The following is a 19,331-nucleotide window of genomic DNA, read 5'->3' on the forward strand; positions in this document are numbered from 1 at the left end:
CAAAGGCATTCATCATTCACAGGATTGAATGATAAGCTCTACCGCTTCCTTCAGAGTCAGTGTAAGCTCCGTGCCCTCGGTCATTTTCTTCAGTCGGACCATGCCCGAAGCCGCTTCATTTTCGCCAATCAGGATGGCATAAGGGATGCTTTCAGCTGAAACGGATGCTAATACTTTTTTCAATTTGCGTCGGTTGTCCGCCAATCGAGTATGAATCCCGCGATTCCGAAGTACTGCTGCAACCGTCAATCCTTCCGGAACGGTTTCTCCTATCGGGATAACCACAACGAGCGGCTTGTTCGTTTCAATCGGACGGTTCCGGATCATCTCCATGATGGATTCCATGCCAAACGAAAGACCCACCGTAGGATAGGCAATATCCTCGCGTCCAACGAGCTGCCCGATAATCGCATCATATCTGCCACCTCCGCCCAAGCTTGAACGGAAATCGTGCAATGCGTCAAAAATTTCGTAAACGGTTCCCGTGTAGAATGACAAGCCTCTTGACAGAAACGGATCAAATACGCAGATGTCTTGCAACCCGACACGCTGCAGCATATTTTGCAGGATCTGGACTTCTTGTGCTCCGCGCTCGTTGTCCAGGTTGTATTTGCTCGTTATTTGCTCAAATGTGGGCTCCTTGAGATCAACAAAATCGAGAATTTGACGACAAATCTCCGGTTCGAGTACCTTACCCGCAAGTTCTTGCCGAACCCCCTCTTTGCCAATCTTATCGAGCTTATCCAGGGTCAGCATGACGGATGGTTTCATCTCTTCTGGTACGCCCATAGCGCCAAGAACTTCACCCAGAAAGCTTCGATTGTTCCACCTGAGAATGATTGGAATGTCAAGTCTCCGAAACACTTCGGCTGCAAGCTGCATTAGCTCAACTTCCGCTTCTGGTCCCGAGATCCCTACCACATCAACGTCACACTGCAGAAACTCCCGCAATCTGCCGCGTTTCACGGGACCATCCCGGAATACCTTCCCCATCTCATAACGCTTGAATGGCTGGCTGATGGCGGGATTCAGCGCGATCACCTTAGCGAATGGAATCGTCAGATCGTACCGGAGCCCCAGACGTCGCGTGCCTTGATCCGTCAGCTGGTACATCTCCTTCAGAATCTCTTCCCCTCCTGCGTATTTGGAAGACAACAGGTCCGCTTCATTCAGAATGGTTGTCTCCATCTCAGCATAGTCATACCATTCAAACACTTCACGCAGCGTCGATTGGACCTTTCTTCGGATCGCCTGTTCTTGGCCAAAATAATCATACGTTCCTTTTACGTTCTGCATCGCTACTCATCCTTTCGTTCTAATGAAAATAAAAAACGCGCCGGACCTCATGGTCCCGCGCGCTTGATATGCGGCAGGGAGGCCAACGCGAACAGCGTTAGCCCACCCTGTAGAATGACAGGTGTGCTAACGCTGCTTGTGATGATGAAGTTGATTGAATTTAATGTTTATCATATTATTATCCCCTTCACCTTTTTTAGCTAGTGATTAAGGGGGATTATAGCGCAATCCATTTATTAATTCAAGGGCAATCCATTCTTAGATGGTGCGCGACCAATGGCGATGCGCCGCGATCGCCTCAATGAAGGCTTCGCCAAACGGCTTCAGATCCACATTCTCCTGAGTAACAACGATCCCTTCGCCGCTGGATGAAGGAAGTAAATTAGCCCCTTCGGCGATGGCTGCGATCGGTTTGAAATGCTGATACGCTTCCTTGACGAAATCCAGCACCTTCTGCTCCGCCAGGAGCTCCGATACACTTAACGCGCCGCCTGCGACAAGCACCGCATCGAACAAGACTGAATCCGCCCCCAGCAGCGAATGGTTCACTTCCAATTCAGCGCCGGCCTTGCCTTGAATTACGCCCAGCTTCGCGCTAACCACTTCGGTGATGATGCCGGCTTGCTGCAGCTGCGTAAGCACAAACGGCAGTTCATCCGTGAATCCGTTGCCTGCCAGCACCGCCACTTTACGGGTTAACGGGAGCTGCACGGTATTCATCATACTCAGTGCCGGAGAAGACTCACTGGAAGCGGAGCCGCTGGTTTGCGGAGGTATGGTTCCAATCCCCTCCGAAATCCGTGTGGCAAGTTCGCTATCTACGTTCGCGAACAGGTCGACGACCCGCTGGCGAATTTCCTTTCGCTGAACTTTACCAAGCTCGAACTGGAATGCGGCTACGATATGCTGCTTCTCGACCTGAGACATGCTGTTCCAAAACAGGGCTGCTTGGCTGAAATGATCCTTAAAGCTGTCACTGCGTGCCTGCACCTTACGTCCTTCCACCTTCTCGGTGTAATGCTCGTAACCGCCGCGCTCCACTGGAACCGGCTTCGGCGTGTTACCGGCAATGCCGTTCTTGTGGTAGCTGACTGGTCCCTTATTAATGGTCATACGGTGCATCCCGTCACGCTGATTGTTATGAGCCGGTGCAATCGGGCGGTTGATCGGAATTTCGTGGAAATTGGGTCCACCAAGCCGTGAAAGCTGGGTATCGGTATAGGAGAACAAGCGGCCTTGCAGAAGCGGATCATTGGTAAAATCGATTCCGGGTACGACATGTCCCGGATGGAATGCAATCTGTTCCGTCTCCGCAAAAAAATTATCCGTATTGCGATTGAGCGTCATCTTACCGATGATTTTGACGGGAATGAGTTCTTCGGGCCAAATCTTGGTCGGATCAAGGATGTCAAAACCAAAATTGAATTCCTCATCCTCCCGAATCATTTGAACACCAAACTCAAATTCCGGATAATTCCCTGATTCGATCGCATCCCACAGATCGCGGCGGTTAAAGTCAGGATCCTTGCCTGCCAGCTTCTGCGTTTCATCCCATACGAGGGAATGCGTGCCGAGCACGGGCTTCCAGTGAAATTTCACGAAATGCGCTTGTCCTTCTTCGTTCACGAAACGGAAGGTATGGACGCCGAAGCCCTCCATCATTCGGAAGCTTCGCGGAAGCGAGCGGTCGGACATCGCCCACATAATCATGTGCGCGCTTTCCGAATTGTTTGCGACAAAATCCCAGAACGTATCATGGGCGGATTGCGCCTGCGGAATCTCGTTATGAGGCTCAGGTTTAACAGCGTGAATAAAATCAGGAAACTTCATGGCATCCTGTATGAAAAAAACCGGCATATTGTTGCCAACCAGATCATAATTCCCTTCTTCCGTATAAAACTTGGTTGCGAAACCGCGTACGTCCCTGACGGTGTCTGCTGATCCCCTGGAGCCCGCAACCGTGGAGAATCGGACAAACACCGGGGTGACGACGGAAGGGTCCTGCAGAAATTTGGCTTTTGTATAATCTTTCATGGATTCATATAGCTGAAAATAACCGTGAGCCCCAAAACCGCGGGCATGCACAATCCGTTCCGGAATCCGCTCATGGTCGAAATGCGTCATCTTCTCTCTGAAATGGAAGTCCTCCATCAAGGTCGGACCGCGCTCTCCCGCTTTAAGCGAATGTTCGTCCTCAGAGACCTTAAGTCCCTGATTGGTTGTCAGTTCCTTAGCGTCATTGTCTACCGTGAATTGTTCCAGCTGTTGGTCCTTGCTCGTCTTGTTGTAACTGCTGTTAGCATTCGAATTGGCGTTTGAATTGTCCATTTGTCGGAACCTCCTGGTATGTAGGTAGTAGATGAGTGTCTGACGAAGTTGCACTTGGTAATAGATCCGCTTGCGAACCCGAAATGTAATTACCCTGCAAAATGGAATACGAATCCAGCTTCAAACTTCCTTCATGAAAAGCTCATCTAACCGTTCGATTGGGTTTCGCGCCTGCATCTCCTGTCTCCAGCAAAAAACAGCCCCCCTCCCTGGAGGCGGACTGCTTTGATTGTAATTCAATGATTTTCCAAACATATGCTGCGATTTTGCACATAACACACCCGCTCCGATATCTCGATGAGACGACGGATCCCTTCTTCCAGCTGAATCTCGCTGATATACGAATAACTCAGCCTGATCCACGAGTCCATCTGATCCAGCGGGTCGCAGATACGCCCCGGCACAAACGCTACCGATTCCGCTAGGCATTGCTGCAGCAACGCATCCACGTTGACGTTTTCCGGCAGCTGTATCCACAAATTCAAACCGCCGCCGGGGCTGTTCCATCGCCATTCTGTAGGCTCAAGCAGCTTCTCCATCCTCTCTTTACGAAGCTCCAGCGCAATCCGCAGCTTGGCCACATGCTCCTGAAGTCTGCTCGAGAAGAAATAGTGCTGGAAAATCTTTTGCGTCAGCAGCGGCGTCCCGTTGTCCGACAACGCCTTGATCGGAAGGATGACATTCATCAGTTCCGGACGGGCAGCCAGCACCGATATCCGCAAGCCGGGGGCCACATATTTGCTGAAGCTTCGAATGTGAATGACATAGCCTTCGGTGTCGTAGTAAAAAAAAGGCAGCGGCGGCGGATCTCCAAAATAAATGTCGTGATACACCTCATCCTCCACCAGAATGCACTGATATCGCTCCGCCAGTTCCACCAGCGCCTTGCGCTGTGTGACCGGCACCGTGTATCCCGTCGGATTCTGAAACGTTGGGTTCATATAGAACAGCTTCGGTTTCTCCGCTCGCATAAGACCTTCAATTCGTTCAAGGTCGTACCCTTCCGGTGTAATCTCAATTGGAAGCAGTTTGACATTTTGCTGCACAAAAACATCGATCGCCGGACTATACGTCGGCCGTTCGATCAATACACAGTCTCCGCTTTTGACGAGCGAACGCGAGATCAGGTCGATCGCTTGCTGGGATCCCGTTGTAATGAGTAGCTCTTCCGGATGGACCGTTATGCCTTGTTTGTCCATAAAATAGCGAGCCATCTCCTCGCGCAGCTCCAAATCTCCGGACACGGAAGAATACGTGCTTAATACTTTCGGATACATGTCAAACACTTGTTTCACGTGATTGGACAAGAATGCATTTGGCAGCAGCCCAGGATCAATCAGCGCTTCCGACATCTGGTATTCGACCTGATGCCTGTGAATGTCGGACAAGCGGCTGCGATTGACATACACCGATTTGGCCTGATATGCCCATCGCGGGCTGGCTGTATGGGATTCTGGTAATGCGTCTTCCGTCTTACCCGCTACGAAGTACCCTGATTTATATTTTACTTCCACGATCCCGTCCTCAAGCAGCAGCTGATAAGCCTTCAGCACCGTTAATCGGTGAACATTCAAACGCTCTGCCATCGCCCTCACGGATGGGATTTTGTCAGTCTCCTTCCACTCTCCCCGAGCTATTCCTTCCAGTATCGTGTCATAGACCGACTGCTGTAATGTTCGCTTACCATGATTGTTGTCGTCCAGCGTTGATAATTCCATCTGCTCCTCCCCAATCCACATAAATCATATCTGTTCTACCTATCGCCAATGTGTTCTATTAACTACCTATTATAGTATAGAAAAAGGAGGATGCTACATGATTATTTTTAACTACTTGCTTATGTGCGCCATTTTCAGTACGACGTTTCTCGCCATCAAGATTGGCGTTGAAGCAGGACTGCCGCCGTTTCTCTCAGCGGGGCTTCGATTTCTTCTGGCGGGCGCCTTCATCTTCCTATGGATGATATTGCAGCGGAAGGCAAAACCGAGCCTTCTCCTGCGAAAGGAATTCCTTCTAATCGGGATGACCAGCACATTCTTGACGTTTGCAACGCTGTATTGGGCCGAGCAGCACGTGTCCTCAGGGATCGCCGCCATCCTATCGGCAACAGGCCCCATGATGATTCTAATGATTCAATCGGTAGTGATGCGGAAAAATGCCCGGCGCAGTGATTATTGGGGGTGCGCGGTCGGTTTTGCGGGGGTATGTTTGCTCATTATGCCCGAGCTAGCGATGGGGAGCGATCTCATCTGGATTCTGAGCTGTATCGCAATTCTTATAGGCGAAATCGGTTATAGTGTGGGCTCCCTGGCAACCCGGAAATTGTCCTTTGACATGCCGAATGTCTCACCGATTACGATCAATGCGGTGCAGATGATGTATGGCGGCGCAGCCCTATTGCTGTTATCCCTGTTCAGTGAACAGGTACAATGGAATGGTATTCTAACGTTGCCAGCCATCGGATCTGTCTTGTATTTGACGATGGTTGGCTCGATGCTGGGCCATAGTCTATATGCCTGGCTGCTAAAAGCAACGAATGCCTTTTTCCCGTCCACCTGGCTCTTTGTTTCTCCAATCATCGCGTTGGGACTGGGCGCATTTCTGTACGACGAAGCAATTTCTTCCTATTCCATCATTGGCAGCATGCTCATCATCGGCGGGATTCTGATCGTGAATCTGCCTGAGCTTCGAGCACGCCGGACCGCGCGCCGTGTGGCTTCAAGCACTTGATATCGAACCTGCAAGGCTCCAAGGATTAACGCAAAAATTAAAACGGCTGCAACTCGTAAACCTCATCACGAGTAGCAGCCGTTATGTTTCATTATTCAAGGTTATGATTCAATACTTAATCCACTTTGGCACGATATGCCTCTGCGGTGAGCAGCTTTCCGAGTGCCTCCTCCAGGTCACCTTCCACCTCAACCTCAATGATCCATCCGCCTTCGTACGGCTCTCCGTTCACAAGCTCCGGCTGATCTTCCAGGGAAGTATTCACTTTCGTGATGGTACCGGATACAGGGGAATACAGTTCCGATACGGTTTTGACCGACTCAATGGTACCGATGCTGTCACCTCCGGCAACGACAGCGCCCGCCTCGGGGAGTTCTACGAATACGATATCGCCCAGCTGGCATTGCGCATGATCAGAAATACCGACGCGCACCACATTTCCATCTACCTTCAACGCCCATTCATGATCGTCGCTGTACACCAAATTCTCTCTGATTTCACTCATTACGGATACTCCTCTTTTCTTAAAGAAATGAAATAAAGGTGGATAAATGAAAAAAAGGACGCGAAAAAAGGCATTCGCCTTCTCTCTGTCCTCGGTACCTGAGAGTTTATGATCGACCCTTCTTATTTTCGGTTCGACCTTTCCCCTTGGGTGGCTTGCGCACTCTCCAGAGCTGCGTCAGATGGCGGTTCGTTTACCTGAGAGATTACTCGTCAGCCTGGCAGGCGTAACGGTTTGCTCCTTCGGTGCCGCCAAGGTTTGAACCTTCGCGTGGCGGTCTCTCCCATCCATCATCATCCGCATATTCGGTTGGCTTATTCTCCCACAGAATAAAACAGGGATGCAGTGATGTCAAGATATCTGACAAAAATTTTAAGAATGAAAATATTTTGGTGAAATAAAGGTTGACACTTTATGGAGAGGCACGTTTATAATAATCACAAGAACGTAGAAAGATCTGACAACTCAATAATTTTCACGCGGATGATGGTAGCGGGAGAGATTACCGACAAGATTGACAGGTAGCGCCGAAGGAGTAAGCCGTAACACGGTGAATCTCTCAGGCAAAAGGACCTTTACCGGACGCACCTCTGGAGAGAATTCTGAATGTAGAATCACCCACGGGGAAACTCACACACGCTTGACATTATACTTACATGACATGTGGGGTAACTCTCAGGTACAAAGGACAGAGCAGAAGGATTACGCAACGAGCGGGCTTTTTTTAGCACGGCTTGTTATCCTTCTGTCTGTCCTTTTTTGGTGTTTCCCCCAATTGATCATGCCAATTAGAAGAGGTGAAGAGATGAGTTCATTACAACGTACACCGCTTTACCCGCTTTATTCCGATTTTCCTTCTGTCCGCTGCATCGACTTCGGCGGTTGGGAGCTGCCCGTGCAATTTTCCGGCATTGTGCAAGAGCATGAAGCCGTACGCAAGCACGCCGGCCTGTTCGACGTTTCCCATATGGGTGAATTTATCGTCACCGGACAAGACGCTGAAGCTTTTATCCAGAAGATGACCACAAATGATGTAACCCGCATATCGATTGGCCAGGCCCAATACACGTTAATGTGTTACGACAACGGCGGTACGGTAGATGACCTGCTTGTGTATAAACTGTCGGCAGATCGATTCATGCTGGTTGTAAACGCATCCAACATCGACAAAGACCTCCAGTGGCTTCAAGATCATCTTGCAGGTGATGTCACCATCCGTAATGTGTCCGCTGAGACGGCTCTCATTGCACTTCAGGGACCTGCCGCCGTGAACATCATGTCACAGGTAACCAATGAGGCGCCAAGCGAACTCCCTTCCTTCCATTTTATTCAGAACGCACAGGTATGCGGCTGCACCGCCCTGCTCTCCCGCACCGGTTATACCGGAGAAGACGGCTTTGAAATCTATTGCTCCGCCGGGGATGCTCCCGCAATTTGGAGAGAACTATTAGCTGCCGGAGAACCACATGGTCTTGTTCCAACCGGACTCGGCGCCCGCGATACACTCCGTTTCGAGGCGAAATTGCCCTTGTACGGCCAAGAGCTCTCAAACACGATCTCTCCGCTTGAAGCCAGTCTCGGTTTCTTCGTGAAGCTGGACAGCGGCGATTTCATCGGTCGGGAAGCGCTTCAACAGCAGAAGCAAGACGGTGTACCGCGTAAGCTGGTAGGCATTGAACTCATCGATCGCGGAATTCCACGATCCCACTATCCTGTATACAACAATGAAGGAGAACCCATCGGTGAAGTGACCAGCGGTACCCAATCCCCTTCACTCAAGCGAAATCTCGGATTAGCCCTGATCGAAACCTCATATACGGGTCTCGATACCGAGGTATGGGTCGAGATCCGCGGTAAGAAGTTAAAAGCCAAAGTGGTAAAGACACCATTCTACAAAAGAGGAGCTGCCTTAACATGAAGCATCGTTACTTGCCTATGACGGATCAGGATCAAGCCGATATGCTTGCTGCGGTCGGCGCGGAAACGATCGAAGATCTGTTTGCCGATATCCCCCAAGCGGTCCGTTACAACGGCGTCCTCCCCATGTCAAAACGGCTGGGTGAGCCTGAGCTTCTAAAGCATATGCGCCGCCTATCGGACCGCAATGCCGATTTTGACCGTTATACAAGCTTTCTGGGGGCTGGTTTGTACGACCACCATATTCCGGTCGTGCTCAATCATGTGATTTCCCGCTCTGAATTCTACACGGCCTATACACCATACCAACCCGAGATCAGCCAAGGCGAGCTGCAAGCGATTTTTGAATTTCAATCCTATATCTGTGAACTGACCGACATGAAAGTTGCCAATGCCAGCATGTATGACGGTTCCACGGCACTTGCAGAGGCTGCGGCGCTCGCCAGCGGGGCAACCAAACGGAAGAAAATCGTCATTTCGCGTGCTGTCCATCCCGAAGCCCGGGAAATCGTTCTGACTTCGGCCCGCGGACTCGATCTGGACGTCGTGGAAGTCGGCATCGTCAATGGCGTTACCGACCAGGATGCACTCGCTGCTGCCATAACGGCTGATACCGCCGCCGTGCTGCTGCAATCACCGAATTTCTTCGGCTGCATCGAAGATGTGAAATCAATCGAGCCGCTGGTTCATGAGAAAAAAGCACTGCTTGTGCTGAGCGTAAACCCGCTGTCCCTCGGTTTACTGGAATCCCCTGGCGTGCTTGGAGCCGACATCGTTGTCGGCGATGCCCAGCCGCTTGGCATTCCGGCATCTCTCGGCGGACCGACCTGCGGATTCTTCGCGGTATCCGAGCCGCTGATGCGCCGCATTCCTGGTCGTATCGTGGGTCAAACCGTCGATCAGGACGGCAAACGCGGATTTGTACTGACACTGCAGGCGCGGGAACAACATATTCGCCGTGAAAAGGCAACGTCGAACATCTGCTCGAACCAGGCGCTGCTCGCGCTGTGTGCGTCCGTATATATGTCTACCCTAGGTAAAGCCGGCATGCAGGAAGCAGCGCTGCTGAATGTGCGCAAATCCCATTACGCTGCCGACCGTGTCGCAAACGGCTCCCTCTCCCTCCCGTTCAGCTCGCCGTTCTTTAATGAATTTGTGGTGAAACTGCCCGAAGGAACGAATGTGAGAGAGGTCAACTCGAAGCTTCTGGGTGCAGGTTATATCGGAGGTTATGATCTTGGCGCTGTGTACCCTGAGCTTCAAGGATGCATGCTGATCGCCGTGACCGAACGGCGGACGAAGGAAGAAATCGACCAATTTATTGGTGAATTGGAGGCGATCGTATGAAACCGGAAAAAGCCTTGATATTTGAACTCAGCAAGCCCGGCCGTGTCGCCTATTCCCTGCCCGAATGCGACGTCCCGGAGACCGACGCCGCTTCATTGATTCCGGAGGGCCTGCTGCGCAGCAAACCGGCCGAACTGCCGGAAGTATATGAAGTGGATGTCATCCGTCACTATACGGAGCTGTCGCGGCGTAATTTCGGCATCGATAACGGCTTCTATCCGCTCGGCTCATGCACGATGAAATACAACCCGAAGATCAACGAGGATGTTGCCCGTTTTGCCGGCTTTGCCAAGATCCATCCGTACCAGCCCGAAGAAAGCATTCAAGGCGCTCTAGAGCTGCTCTATACCCTGCAGAATGATCTCGCAGCACTGACTGGCATGGATCAAGTAACGCTGCAGCCCGCTGCGGGAGCGCATGGGGAATGGACAGGGCTGATGCTGATCCGTGCTTACCATGAAAGCCGTGGCGAGAAGCGAACCAAGGTGATTGTTCCCGACTCCTCGCACGGTACTAACCCCGCCAGCGCAACGGTGGCCGGTTACGACACGATCACGATTAAATCCAATGAGCGCGGCATGGTGGATCTGGATGCCCTTCGCGCTGTCGTTGGTGACGATACGGCGGCTTTAATGCTCACAAACCCTAGCACACTGGGTCTGTTCGAAGAGCAGATCGTGGAAATTGCTGAAATCGTGCACGAAGCCGGCGGCCTGCTGTACTATGACGGAGCCAATTCCAACGCCATTATGGGCATTACCCGCCCAGGCGACATGGGCTTCGACGTGGTCCATCTCAACCTGCATAAAACGATGAGCACGCCGCATGGCGGCGGCGGTCCCGGTGCTGGCCCAGTCGGCGTGAAGAGCCTGTTGATCCCGTTCCTGCCAAAACCGATCGTGTCCAAACGTGAGGACGGCACTTTCTATTGGGATTACGACCGTCCACAGTCGATCGGGCGCGTGAAGGCGTTCTATGGCAACTTTGGCATCCTGGTCCGGGCCTACACGTATATTCGAACCTATGGACCGGAAGGACTTCGCCGCGTCTCGGAGCTCGCCGTGCTGAATGCCAACTACATGATGCATCGTCTGGCTCCATACTACGAAGTAGCCTACCCAGGGCTGTGCAAGCATGAATTTGTGCTGTCCGGCAAAAAACTGAAGGAGTACGGCGTGCGCACCCTCGATATTGCCAAGCGGCTGCTTGATTTTGGTTATCATCCGCCAACCATCTACTTCCCACTCAATGTGGAGGAATGTATCATGATTGAGCCGACCGAGACGGAGAGCAAAGAAACGATGGACGGTTTCATCGACACGATGATTCAGATCGCCAAGGAAGCCGAAACCACGCCGGAGGTTGTCATAGGCGCCCCTTATACCACGGTCGTGAAACGACTCGACGAAACGACGGCGGCACGTAAACCGGTTCTGAACTGCACCTGCGGTTAATATTGAGTTGATCTATACTCCTTAAGAAAGGGTGTCCCTCGCCGTAGGATCGGCGGTAAGAGACACCCTTTTTTGTGCTGGACAACATAGGGATTTAGTCACCTGTTTAATGACTATTTCAGCAGCAGCCAACTTCCCCTCTTACGATGGGACTAACTCCCAGGATAAAATTGGGTGGTCATTCCCATTCCAGCCCAATAAACCTATGGTCATTCCACAAACTATCCATGCTATCCATTAGCAGAGTCCCTTCCGCCTCCTTCTTGTTCTCTATTAGAAAGCCCAAATATATGATATAAAGTATATAATTATATACGGCTTACTTCTACCAAGCTGACCAAAGACGAAAGATGCGGTGATCGAATGAGTAACCCGATACATGGCCTGGACGCAAACCAATATCTTGAGCGTATTGGATACACGGGCCCGATTGTAAACAGCGCTTATATGCTCGCCAGATTGCAGGAACAGCATGTGCATACCGTACCCTATGAAAATCTCGATATCCTTGATCGAATTCCACTTTCCCTGGATATCCCCGATCTTTACGATAAAATCGTAACCCGGCATCGCGGCGGCTACTGCTTCGAGCTCAATGCGCTATTTGGCTGGCTGCTGCAGGAACTGGGATTTAAGGTCACTCATTATTTCGGACGCTTCTGGCGTGATGAAACCGATACGCCTGCTAAGCGTCGGCATCATATTCTGCAGGTGGATATCGAAGAACAGCGATATATTGCCGACGTCGGTGTCGGAGGAGCCGGACCGCGCCACCCTCTGGAATTGGTTGATGGCCTTGTGCAGACTCAGGGGAACGAGACCTACCGGCTCGTCCAAACCGAAGCGTATGGCTGGATGCTCGAAGAGTGGAAAAAAGAAGCCTGGGATCCCGTCTTCTCCTTTACGGAGGAACCTAACTTACCGAGAGATTTCATCACCACTTCATTCTGGTGCGAGTATGCCCCCGATTCACCCTTTAATAAAACGGCTCGGGTATCCATACGTACAGCGGAAGGCAGAAACACCGTGGATGATGACGAATTCAGAATTTACAAGGCCGGCGGCGTCCACACCTTTAAACCGGGCAATGCACAGGAATATGCCGAAGCGCTCTATACATATTTCGGCATCCCTATCCATAAATAAGAATAAACCGGGCTTTCCCATGCAGGGAGCCCGGTTTTATTATTAATATTCGATTTTGCGCTCAGCAGAGCTCCACGCTTGAAATGGCAGTAAATAATCCTCTGTTTGAACCTGCTTCATAGGGATGGAGCGCTGGTCCAATGGCATCGCAATTTCATCGTATATAAAATGATCATCGAATCCGATCTCAGCCGCATCCTTCTTCGTGCTTGCATAATAAACGGCATCGGGCCTGGACCAGTAGATGGCCCCCAGACACATCGGACAAGGCTCGCAGCTGGTATAAATCGTACAGCCTTTTAATTGGAAATCCTCCAGGTGCAGACACGCTTCCCTTATGGCTTGCACCTCGGCATGAGCCGTCGGGTCGTTCAGCGCGGTAACCAGATTCCGGCCCCTGCCAATCACTTGACCCTCCTTCACCACAATCGCTCCAAAAGGACCACCCTCCACAAGTTGAACGTTTCGATGGGCCTCTGCAATCGCTTGACGCATCCAGTACTCATGATGATGTTCACTCACAGTGTACAGCTCCCTTCCCATGTTCATTCTGATCCCGGTGTGCGTATTCATCATCCATGACAATCTCCTGGGACAGCTAATTATCATCATAGCATATCTTCCATCGATCTCCTCAATTTTTCCAATCCAATGGAGAAAAACAGATTGACGAATCGTATACAAATGTATACAATCACTTTAAGTGGTATACAAACGTATACGTTATTATCGTTGAGGAGGTTGATATTATGCGCCAAGAGGAACAGGATACATCGAGTCAAGAACGGTCGGAGCCACGCGACCGGGATAACCATCGGCACGGCGGGAGACACGGAAGACGGCGTGAGGAAGGCCACGGCGGCAAGATGGCGCAGACGTTCCGCCGGGGGCGCGCGCTTTCTTTTCTCGACAATTTGGTTGTGAAACGAGAGACCTTGAAGAAGCAAGTCAATGACCCGGACTTTGAAGCCATCAGAGAAGTGGTCAGCGGAGAGTTGAAAGCAGTGGACCAGATTATTCAGGAGTACATTCAAGCTTTTGAGCTGTATGATACGAAACCATCGCAAGACAGCCCCTAATGGCTGTCCGCTAATCTTAACCCAATAACCCTGACAGAGGTAGAACCTGGAGTGTGATAATTCTTGATCAGAAAGTTTTTTTCGTACTATCGGCCGTACAAGGGATTGTTTATTTTGGATTTTACATGTGCCGTTATTGCCGGACTGCTGGAGCTTGCTTTCCCGCTTGCCGTCAGCAAATTCATTGACGATCTGCTGCCAAGCCAGGATTGGCCGCTTATCCTGATTGCCTGCATCGTCCTTCTCTCCATCTATGCGCTGAATACCGCGCTGCAATACATCGTGACTTACTGGGGGCATATGCTCGGCATTAATATTGAGACGGATATGCGGGAGAAAATGTTCTCCCACATTCAGAAGTTATCCTTCCGTTTCTTTGATAATAACAAAACTGGACATCTTATGGGGCGCATCACGAATGATCTTAATGATGTCGGAGAAGTAGCCCACCATGGACCGGAAGATGTGTTCATCGCTGTTATGACGCTGCTCGGTTCCTTCTCCTTAATGGCTTACATCAACCTGGAGCTAGCTTTGCTCACCTTTATCATCGTGCCGCTGATGGCATGGCTGATCATTAAATTCGGCAGCAGAATGACCACGACCTATCGTCAACTGTTCCGTAATGTAGGGAATTTCAATGCCCGCATCGAAGACAATGTTGGCGGTATCCGTGTGGTCCAATCGTTTGCAAACGAAGAGCATGAGAATAAATTGTTTCAGGAAGAGAACAAGCAATTCCGGGCCACCAAACTGCTGGCTTATAAAACGATGGCAAAAAGCTCATCCATCAGCTACATGCTGATGCGTTTGATCACGGTATTTGTCATGATCTGCGGCGCGTGGTTCTTCATTCAAGGCAAAATTGAAATGGGTGAATTCATGGCCTTCCTGCTGCTCTCCAACATCTTCTTCCGTCCGATCGAGAAGATCAATGCCGTCATTGAGAGCTATCCCAAAGGCATTGCCGGCTTTAAACGCTACCTGGAGATTATGGATACCGATCCAGAGATCGCCGACGTGCCTGACGCCGTATCCCTGTCCTCCGTCCGAGGAGATATCCGCTTTGAAGGCGTTACCTTCGGATACGAACCTTCCCGGACGATACTGAATAACATACATCTCACGATCCGTGCTGGAGAAACGGTCGCGTTTGTCGGACCGTCCGGTGCGGGAAAGACAACCATCTGCAGCCTTCTCCCCCGCTTCTATGATGTGGATCAAGGCAAGATCACAGTGGATGGAATCGATATCCGGAATATCAAATTGCAAAACCTCCGCAAGCATATCGGCATCGTGCAGCAGGATGTGTTCCTGTTCTCCGGTACGATTCGCGACAACATCGCTTATGGCGATTTACATGCAACGGACCAGCAAATCTGGGAAGCCGCACGGCGTGCTTCGCTGGATGAACTGATCCGAAGCTTGCCGGACGGTATGGAAACGGTGATCGGGGAACGTGGGGTTAAGCTGTCTGGCGGTCAGAAGCAGCGCTTGTCCATCGCGAGAATGTTCCTCAAGAACCCGCCAATCCTAATCCTGGACGAGGCCACGTCGGCACTCGACACAGAGACGGAAGCGCAAATCCAGAAGTCCCTGGCTGAGCTGTCCGTCGGCAGAACAACGCTGGTAATCGCTCACCGACTGACCACCATTCAGAGCGCGGACCGAATTATCGTCGTCAATTCCGATGGTATTGCCGAGCAGGGAACGCACCAGGAATTGATTCATTCCGGCGGTGTGTACAGCAGACTTCATCAAGCTCACTAACGAAGCCAACGATCCAATGTTATACATGGATATTAAACTGAAAGTCATGAAATTCCGCAACAAATATGTAAAAGGATGACTCCGCACGGAAGGGAGTCATCCTTTTTTTCTATAACAGGAGAGAACTTCTGTCGCATTGTCCTTGGATAAAAAAGTTGCCACGCGGAAACATTAATGGCGTACTACAATGACATCGTTTCAGGAGGCGCTTTATGTTTTATATCTACAGTGTCGGTCTACTTTTTGGCGGGCTGTCGATCATCAACCTTGTCTTCTCGTACCAAACCAAGCATATCCAGCATTTGTTCTGGCCAACGCTGCAGTTTCAGTTATTCATGCTTCCTCTGTTTCTCATTGCTAACATGTGCATCGGATACGGAATCCGTTATGGATATAAAGCCACCGAACAGTTAGGCTATACGTTGATCTTCTCCAAATGCCTGGAAATCCTGATTTCGTTAGGAGTGGCTTACTTGTTCCTGAAGGAAGTTCCAACATGGAAAAATTGGGCCGGCATCGGGATCATTGCGCTGGGCATATTCCTTGTTAAACAGAAATGAACGCGTGCGTACACTCCCTGGACGTCTCTCTCGCTCGCTTAAAGTCATTCTTTAATATTATCTTAGCGGATAATTGACACGGGCGTGACCGTTATCTCTTCCCCATCCACCCTTGTTCAAAGGCATAACGGGTCAGCTGTACCCGATTTTCCAAATGGAGCTTTTGCAAAATGTTCTTCAGATGGTTCTTGACCGTATTCTCGGATATACACAAGGCAACCGAAATATCGCGGTTAGACAACCCCTCGGCTACGAGTCCCAAAATTTCTTTTTCCCGCGCCGTTAATGGACTATTGCTTGGATTCGGCTTGTCATGCTGCGAAAACTCCTTCAGGATACGGAAAGCAAGCTCCCTGCTCATCGGTGCTTCGTCCACGGCAATGGCTTTGAGGTACTCGTGCCATGATTCGGGATTCAGATTCTTCAGCAGATAGCCTTGCGCTCCACGTTTCAGGGCGTCAAACAAATGAGCGATATCGTCGGACACCGTAACCATGACAATTTTAACGTAAGGAAACTTGTCCTTCACTCGCTTGGTCGCTTCCAATCCGTCCATCCCAGGCATCTGAATATCCATCAGGATAATATCAGGCATCCATATTTCGGTCAGCTCCAGCGCTTCCTCGCCGCTTTGTCCTTCAGCCACAACCTCAAAGGTCGGGTCGCTGCTTAGAATGGTGCGAATTCCTTCTCTCGCAAGATCGCTGTCATCGATGATTAACACGCGAAAAGGCTGCTCGTTCATGCGGTATTCTCCTTCCGAATGCTGATTATCGTCTTGTTGTTATGTCTTTCTACCATGAACTTCCAGCCCATGGCCTCGGCCCGGTCCTTCATGATTTTGATTCCATACCGGTTGCTGCCGAGCGGCTTGTCCAAATCAAAACCTTTGCCATCATCACTGACAGAGCAGTGCCAGCTTGAATCCGCCGCTGTCGCGGTTATCTTCACATGGTTCGCTTCGGCGTGCTTATGAATATTCAACAAGGATTCCCTGATCGAAGCCAGTAGTTCCACCTTTTCTTTGGCGGACAGCATGGCATCCGGGATTTCCCATTGAACGTCGAAATGCAGATTGGTCTCCTGCTTGATTTCCTCAATTAAGCTGTTCATGCTATGCATCCACGGAATGGCCTGCGGATCTGCCGGATACCGGAGATTAGCAATGGCTTCTCTAACGTAGGTATTGGTCCGGTGGACACTTTCCTTAATTTCCTGGTATGGAATTTCTCCGGTTACTCCCGATTTCTGAATTCGATCAATTTGTGCGTTCAGCAAAAACAAGGATTGGGCGATTCCGTCATGAAGCTCCCGGCCAATCTTCTCCCGTTCATGCATCGCGGCTTGCAATGCCCTGGATTGGTTCAGTTCCTCCTGATTGCGTTCAATCAATGCGAACAATTGAGTAAGAAACAGTATGGAAACCAAGAACACGATAACAGGTGCCAGCAGGTTGCCAAGATCCATCGATATATAAGGCAGCAGGAACTCATGCCGAACATACTCCCAAATGCCAATCGTCAACGTAGGAATGATCAGAATCAACCATTTCATTTGTTTATAGGACATACCTTTCCTCCTATTTCAATCTAAAACTTGAATGTGCCCGCCTCTTTACCTATCATGTTACCACTAGATATCCCTTCATTGTAATCAAATTTGGCCATGAACGGAATGACTCTAAAGAGCTACTGACCTTACCGGTTTCACCCGTTCTGTAATAACCTATTTACAATTCGACTATAAATCGCGTATAAAGAGTAAAAGATATCCATTCATTCCATTTCCGATGAAGGGAGCTGCAGTTAGATGAAGCAAAAAATTGCAGTGATCATTGTACACGGATTGGGAACACAAAAGAAAGACTATGCGGATAAATTTATGAAAAAATTAAGAGAGACTTTCTCTCAAACCTCCGGTATTCCGCATGAGCAACTGGCGATGGAGGCTGTTCATTGGGCCGATGTATTTGCGGCACGCGAGTCTGAGTTAATCAGCAGCAGCATTAAACCTTACCGTTTACGTTATCAGCACCTTCGGCAGTACGTGATCCACAATCTGGCGGATGCCGTGGCTTATCAGCCCGTGGAAACCGAAGATCAGAACTATGAGGCCGTTCATCGGACGATCAGTGAGGCGCTCCACCGACTTGCCCTCTCTGCCGGCCCCGAGGCTCCATTATGCGTGATCTCTCATAGCCTGGGATCTGTAATCGCCAGCAATTTCTTCTATGATCTGCAATTCTCCTCCCGCGGGCATCGTCTGGTCGTTGACCCGAAAGCTCCGCTGGAGCGCGGAGAACTCCTGACCTTATTCTATACGCTGGGAACCACCTTACCATTGTGGAGCATGCGGTACCGCGATTTTGACAAGCCGATCGACGTCCCTTCCGGGCAACTGAAGCACTATCATGATCAACTGCTGGGGGAATGGGTCAATTTCTATGATAAAGACGATATCCTTGCCTATCCCCTTAAAAGTATAAATGAAGAGTATGACCGCACGGTGCGTAACGATATATCCGTTAACGTGGGAAACTGGTTAACCAGCTGGAATCCCTTGTCCCACAGCGGTTATTTCTACAGCAAACCGATTCTGGAGTATATTGCTTCAAATTTGGAAGCTACCTGGCGGAGCGTCAACCAAGTAAAATAAAGCAATGCCGCAAAGACCAGGTGTCTTTGCGGCATTTTTATATCAGATGGCTATATTCATAACCCATTGTTCTCCCGTTGGCCCGATCCTTCTTCTGCCCGTATCTTCGAAACCAACCCGTTCATACAGCTGCTGAGCCGGAACATTCTTATGGTTCACGACCAACACCACTTCATCGCAGGAAGGAAACTGACTTCGAATGAACGATGGCAGCGCAAGCATCCCTCTTCTGGCATACCCCTTACGCTGCTGACGATGGTCAATGGATAAGGTAGTAAGCAGCATGGCATGAGAATTGCTTGTATACTCCTTGACGCGCTCCGTGGCGTGCAGGATAAAGAAGCCGACAGGATGATCATCAGCTAAAATGACGATGGGAAACTGACCTTTCACTAGGTTTAATGCTTCTTTCGGATGAGCGGTAAATTGGACTTGATCATCCGGAAGCTCGAATTCATTCAAGATAGGCAGGTGTTCTGCCGAACGGAATTCCAGCTGAATTTGTTCCGCTTTTTGCATGGGGGGATATCTCCTCTGTCTATGG

The 19,331-nt window shown here is 50.2% G+C and carries 17 protein-coding genes and 3 riboswitches; of the genes, 9 read left to right on the forward strand and 8 right to left on the reverse strand.

From position 1 onward, the window contains the following. Positions 1–12: 12 nt before the first annotated feature. From AB4124_RS26840 to AB4124_RS26850, 3 genes are all read right to left on the reverse strand, one after another. Entirely contained in the window at positions 13–1,296 is a 1,284-nt protein-coding gene (locus tag AB4124_RS26840) for a histidine--tRNA ligase (protein WP_441974725.1), read from the reverse strand. Positions 1,297–1,554: 258 nt separating this feature from the next. Then, a complete protein-coding gene (locus AB4124_RS26845; RefSeq protein WP_441974726.1) occupies positions 1,555–3,624 on the reverse strand; it encodes a catalase in 2,070 nt (689 codons plus the stop codon). Between the two features lie 236 nt (positions 3,625–3,860). Further along, a complete protein-coding gene (locus AB4124_RS26850; RefSeq protein WP_441974727.1) occupies positions 3,861–5,342 on the reverse strand; it encodes an aminotransferase-like domain-containing protein in 1,482 nt (493 codons plus the stop codon). Positions 5,343–5,439: 97 nt separating this feature from the next. Here AB4124_RS26850 and AB4124_RS26855 point away from each other — a divergent pair, with 97 nt between their 5' ends. Next, on the forward strand, positions 5,440–6,354 hold the full coding sequence (locus tag AB4124_RS26855) for a DMT family transporter (protein WP_441974728.1): 915 nt from the start codon (positions 5,440–5,442) through the stop codon (positions 6,352–6,354). Positions 6,355–6,469: 115 nt separating this feature from the next. On the opposite strand, the gene gcvH is transcribed toward AB4124_RS26855, so the two are convergent. Continuing rightward, positions 6,470–6,859 (reverse strand): glycine cleavage system protein GcvH, encoded by a 390-nt coding sequence (gene gcvH, locus AB4124_RS26860; protein WP_215162958.1) that lies wholly within the window; start codon positions 6,857–6,859, stop codon positions 6,470–6,472. Between the two features lie 175 nt (positions 6,860–7,034). Continuing rightward, positions 7,035–7,156, reverse strand: a riboswitch (glycine riboswitch). 186 nt (positions 7,157–7,342) lie between these two features. Then, a riboswitch (glycine riboswitch) is annotated at positions 7,343–7,444 on the forward strand. 3 nt (positions 7,445–7,447) lie between these two features. Then, positions 7,448–7,553, forward strand: a riboswitch (glycine riboswitch). A 111-nt stretch (positions 7,554–7,664) separates the two neighbouring features. Here gcvH and gcvT point away from each other — a divergent pair. The 4 genes from gcvT (at position 7,665) to AB4124_RS26880 (ending at position 12,723) form a co-directional block, all read left to right on the forward strand. After that, positions 7,665–8,777 (forward strand): glycine cleavage system aminomethyltransferase GcvT, encoded by a 1,113-nt coding sequence (gene gcvT, locus AB4124_RS26865; RefSeq protein ID WP_441974729.1) that lies wholly within the window; start codon positions 7,665–7,667, stop codon positions 8,775–8,777. Then, on the forward strand, positions 8,774–10,123 hold the full coding sequence (gcvPA, locus tag AB4124_RS26870; RefSeq protein WP_441974730.1) for an aminomethyl-transferring glycine dehydrogenase subunit GcvPA: 1,350 nt from the start codon (positions 8,774–8,776) through the stop codon (positions 10,121–10,123). Before gcvT ends, gcvPA begins: the two co-directional genes overlap by 4 nt. Then, the gene (gene gcvPB / locus AB4124_RS26875; RefSeq protein WP_441974731.1) at positions 10,120–11,577 is read left to right on the forward strand and encodes an aminomethyl-transferring glycine dehydrogenase subunit GcvPB; all 1,458 of its coding nucleotides are present in this window, start codon (positions 10,120–10,122) and stop codon (positions 11,575–11,577) included. The genes gcvPA and gcvPB overlap by 4 nt, the downstream gene beginning before the upstream one ends. A 363-nt stretch (positions 11,578–11,940) precedes the next feature. Continuing rightward, positions 11,941–12,723: an arylamine N-acetyltransferase family protein gene (locus AB4124_RS26880; RefSeq protein WP_430104536.1), complete on the forward strand. Its 783-nt coding sequence runs from the start codon at positions 11,941–11,943 to the stop codon at positions 12,721–12,723. A 42-nt stretch (positions 12,724–12,765) separates the two neighbouring features. Here AB4124_RS26880 and AB4124_RS26885 read toward each other — a convergent pair whose 3' ends face one another. Further along, positions 12,766–13,266, reverse strand: a complete 501-nt coding sequence (locus AB4124_RS26885) for a nucleoside deaminase (protein WP_076322171.1) — start codon at positions 13,264–13,266, stop codon at positions 12,766–12,768. A 206-nt stretch (positions 13,267–13,472) separates the two neighbouring features. On the opposite strand from AB4124_RS26885, the gene AB4124_RS26890 reads away from it, so the two are divergent. The 3 genes from AB4124_RS26890 to AB4124_RS26900 all read left to right on the forward strand — a co-directional run bounded on the left by AB4124_RS26890 (position 13,473) and on the right by AB4124_RS26900 (position 16,132). Beyond that, a complete protein-coding gene (locus AB4124_RS26890) occupies positions 13,473–13,802 on the forward strand; it encodes a hypothetical protein (protein WP_076321728.1) in 330 nt (109 codons plus the stop codon). A gap of 63 nt (positions 13,803–13,865) precedes the next feature. Next, on the forward strand, positions 13,866–15,572 hold the full coding sequence (locus AB4124_RS26895; RefSeq protein ID WP_098746046.1) for an ABC transporter ATP-binding protein: 1,707 nt from the start codon (positions 13,866–13,868) through the stop codon (positions 15,570–15,572). A gap of 212 nt (positions 15,573–15,784) precedes the next feature. Continuing rightward, complete coding sequence (locus tag AB4124_RS26900; RefSeq protein WP_076321730.1) at positions 15,785–16,132, forward strand: hypothetical protein; 348 nt, start codon at positions 15,785–15,787, stop codon at positions 16,130–16,132. A gap of 91 nt (positions 16,133–16,223) precedes the next feature. Here the strand turns inward: AB4124_RS26900 and AB4124_RS26905 are convergent, their stop codons facing one another. Together AB4124_RS26905 and AB4124_RS26910 are read right to left on the reverse strand one after the other, a co-directional pair. Continuing rightward, positions 16,224–16,877: a response regulator gene (locus AB4124_RS26905; RefSeq protein ID WP_076321731.1), complete on the reverse strand. Its 654-nt coding sequence runs from the start codon at positions 16,875–16,877 to the stop codon at positions 16,224–16,226. Continuing rightward, positions 16,874–17,701, reverse strand: a complete 828-nt coding sequence (locus tag AB4124_RS26910; protein ID WP_076321732.1) for a sensor histidine kinase — start codon at positions 17,699–17,701, stop codon at positions 16,874–16,876. The genes AB4124_RS26905 and AB4124_RS26910 overlap by 4 nt, the downstream gene beginning before the upstream one ends. 240 nt (positions 17,702–17,941) lie before the next feature. Between AB4124_RS26910 and AB4124_RS26915 the strand changes: the two genes are divergently transcribed. Then, positions 17,942–18,787, forward strand: coding sequence for a chemotaxis protein (locus AB4124_RS26915; protein ID WP_076321733.1), 846 nt, complete (start codon positions 17,942–17,944; stop codon positions 18,785–18,787). Between the two features lie 42 nt (positions 18,788–18,829). On the opposite strand, the gene AB4124_RS26920 is transcribed toward AB4124_RS26915, so the two are convergent. Further along, positions 18,830–19,306, reverse strand: coding sequence for a GNAT family N-acetyltransferase (locus tag AB4124_RS26920; RefSeq protein ID WP_441974732.1), 477 nt, complete (start codon positions 19,304–19,306; stop codon positions 18,830–18,832). Positions 19,307–19,331 lie beyond the last annotated feature (25 nt).

It is taken from the genome of Paenibacillus sp. 2KB_20 (genome assembly GCF_052115765.1).
Lineage (GTDB): Bacteria > Bacillota > Bacilli > Paenibacillales > Paenibacillaceae > Paenibacillus_AQ.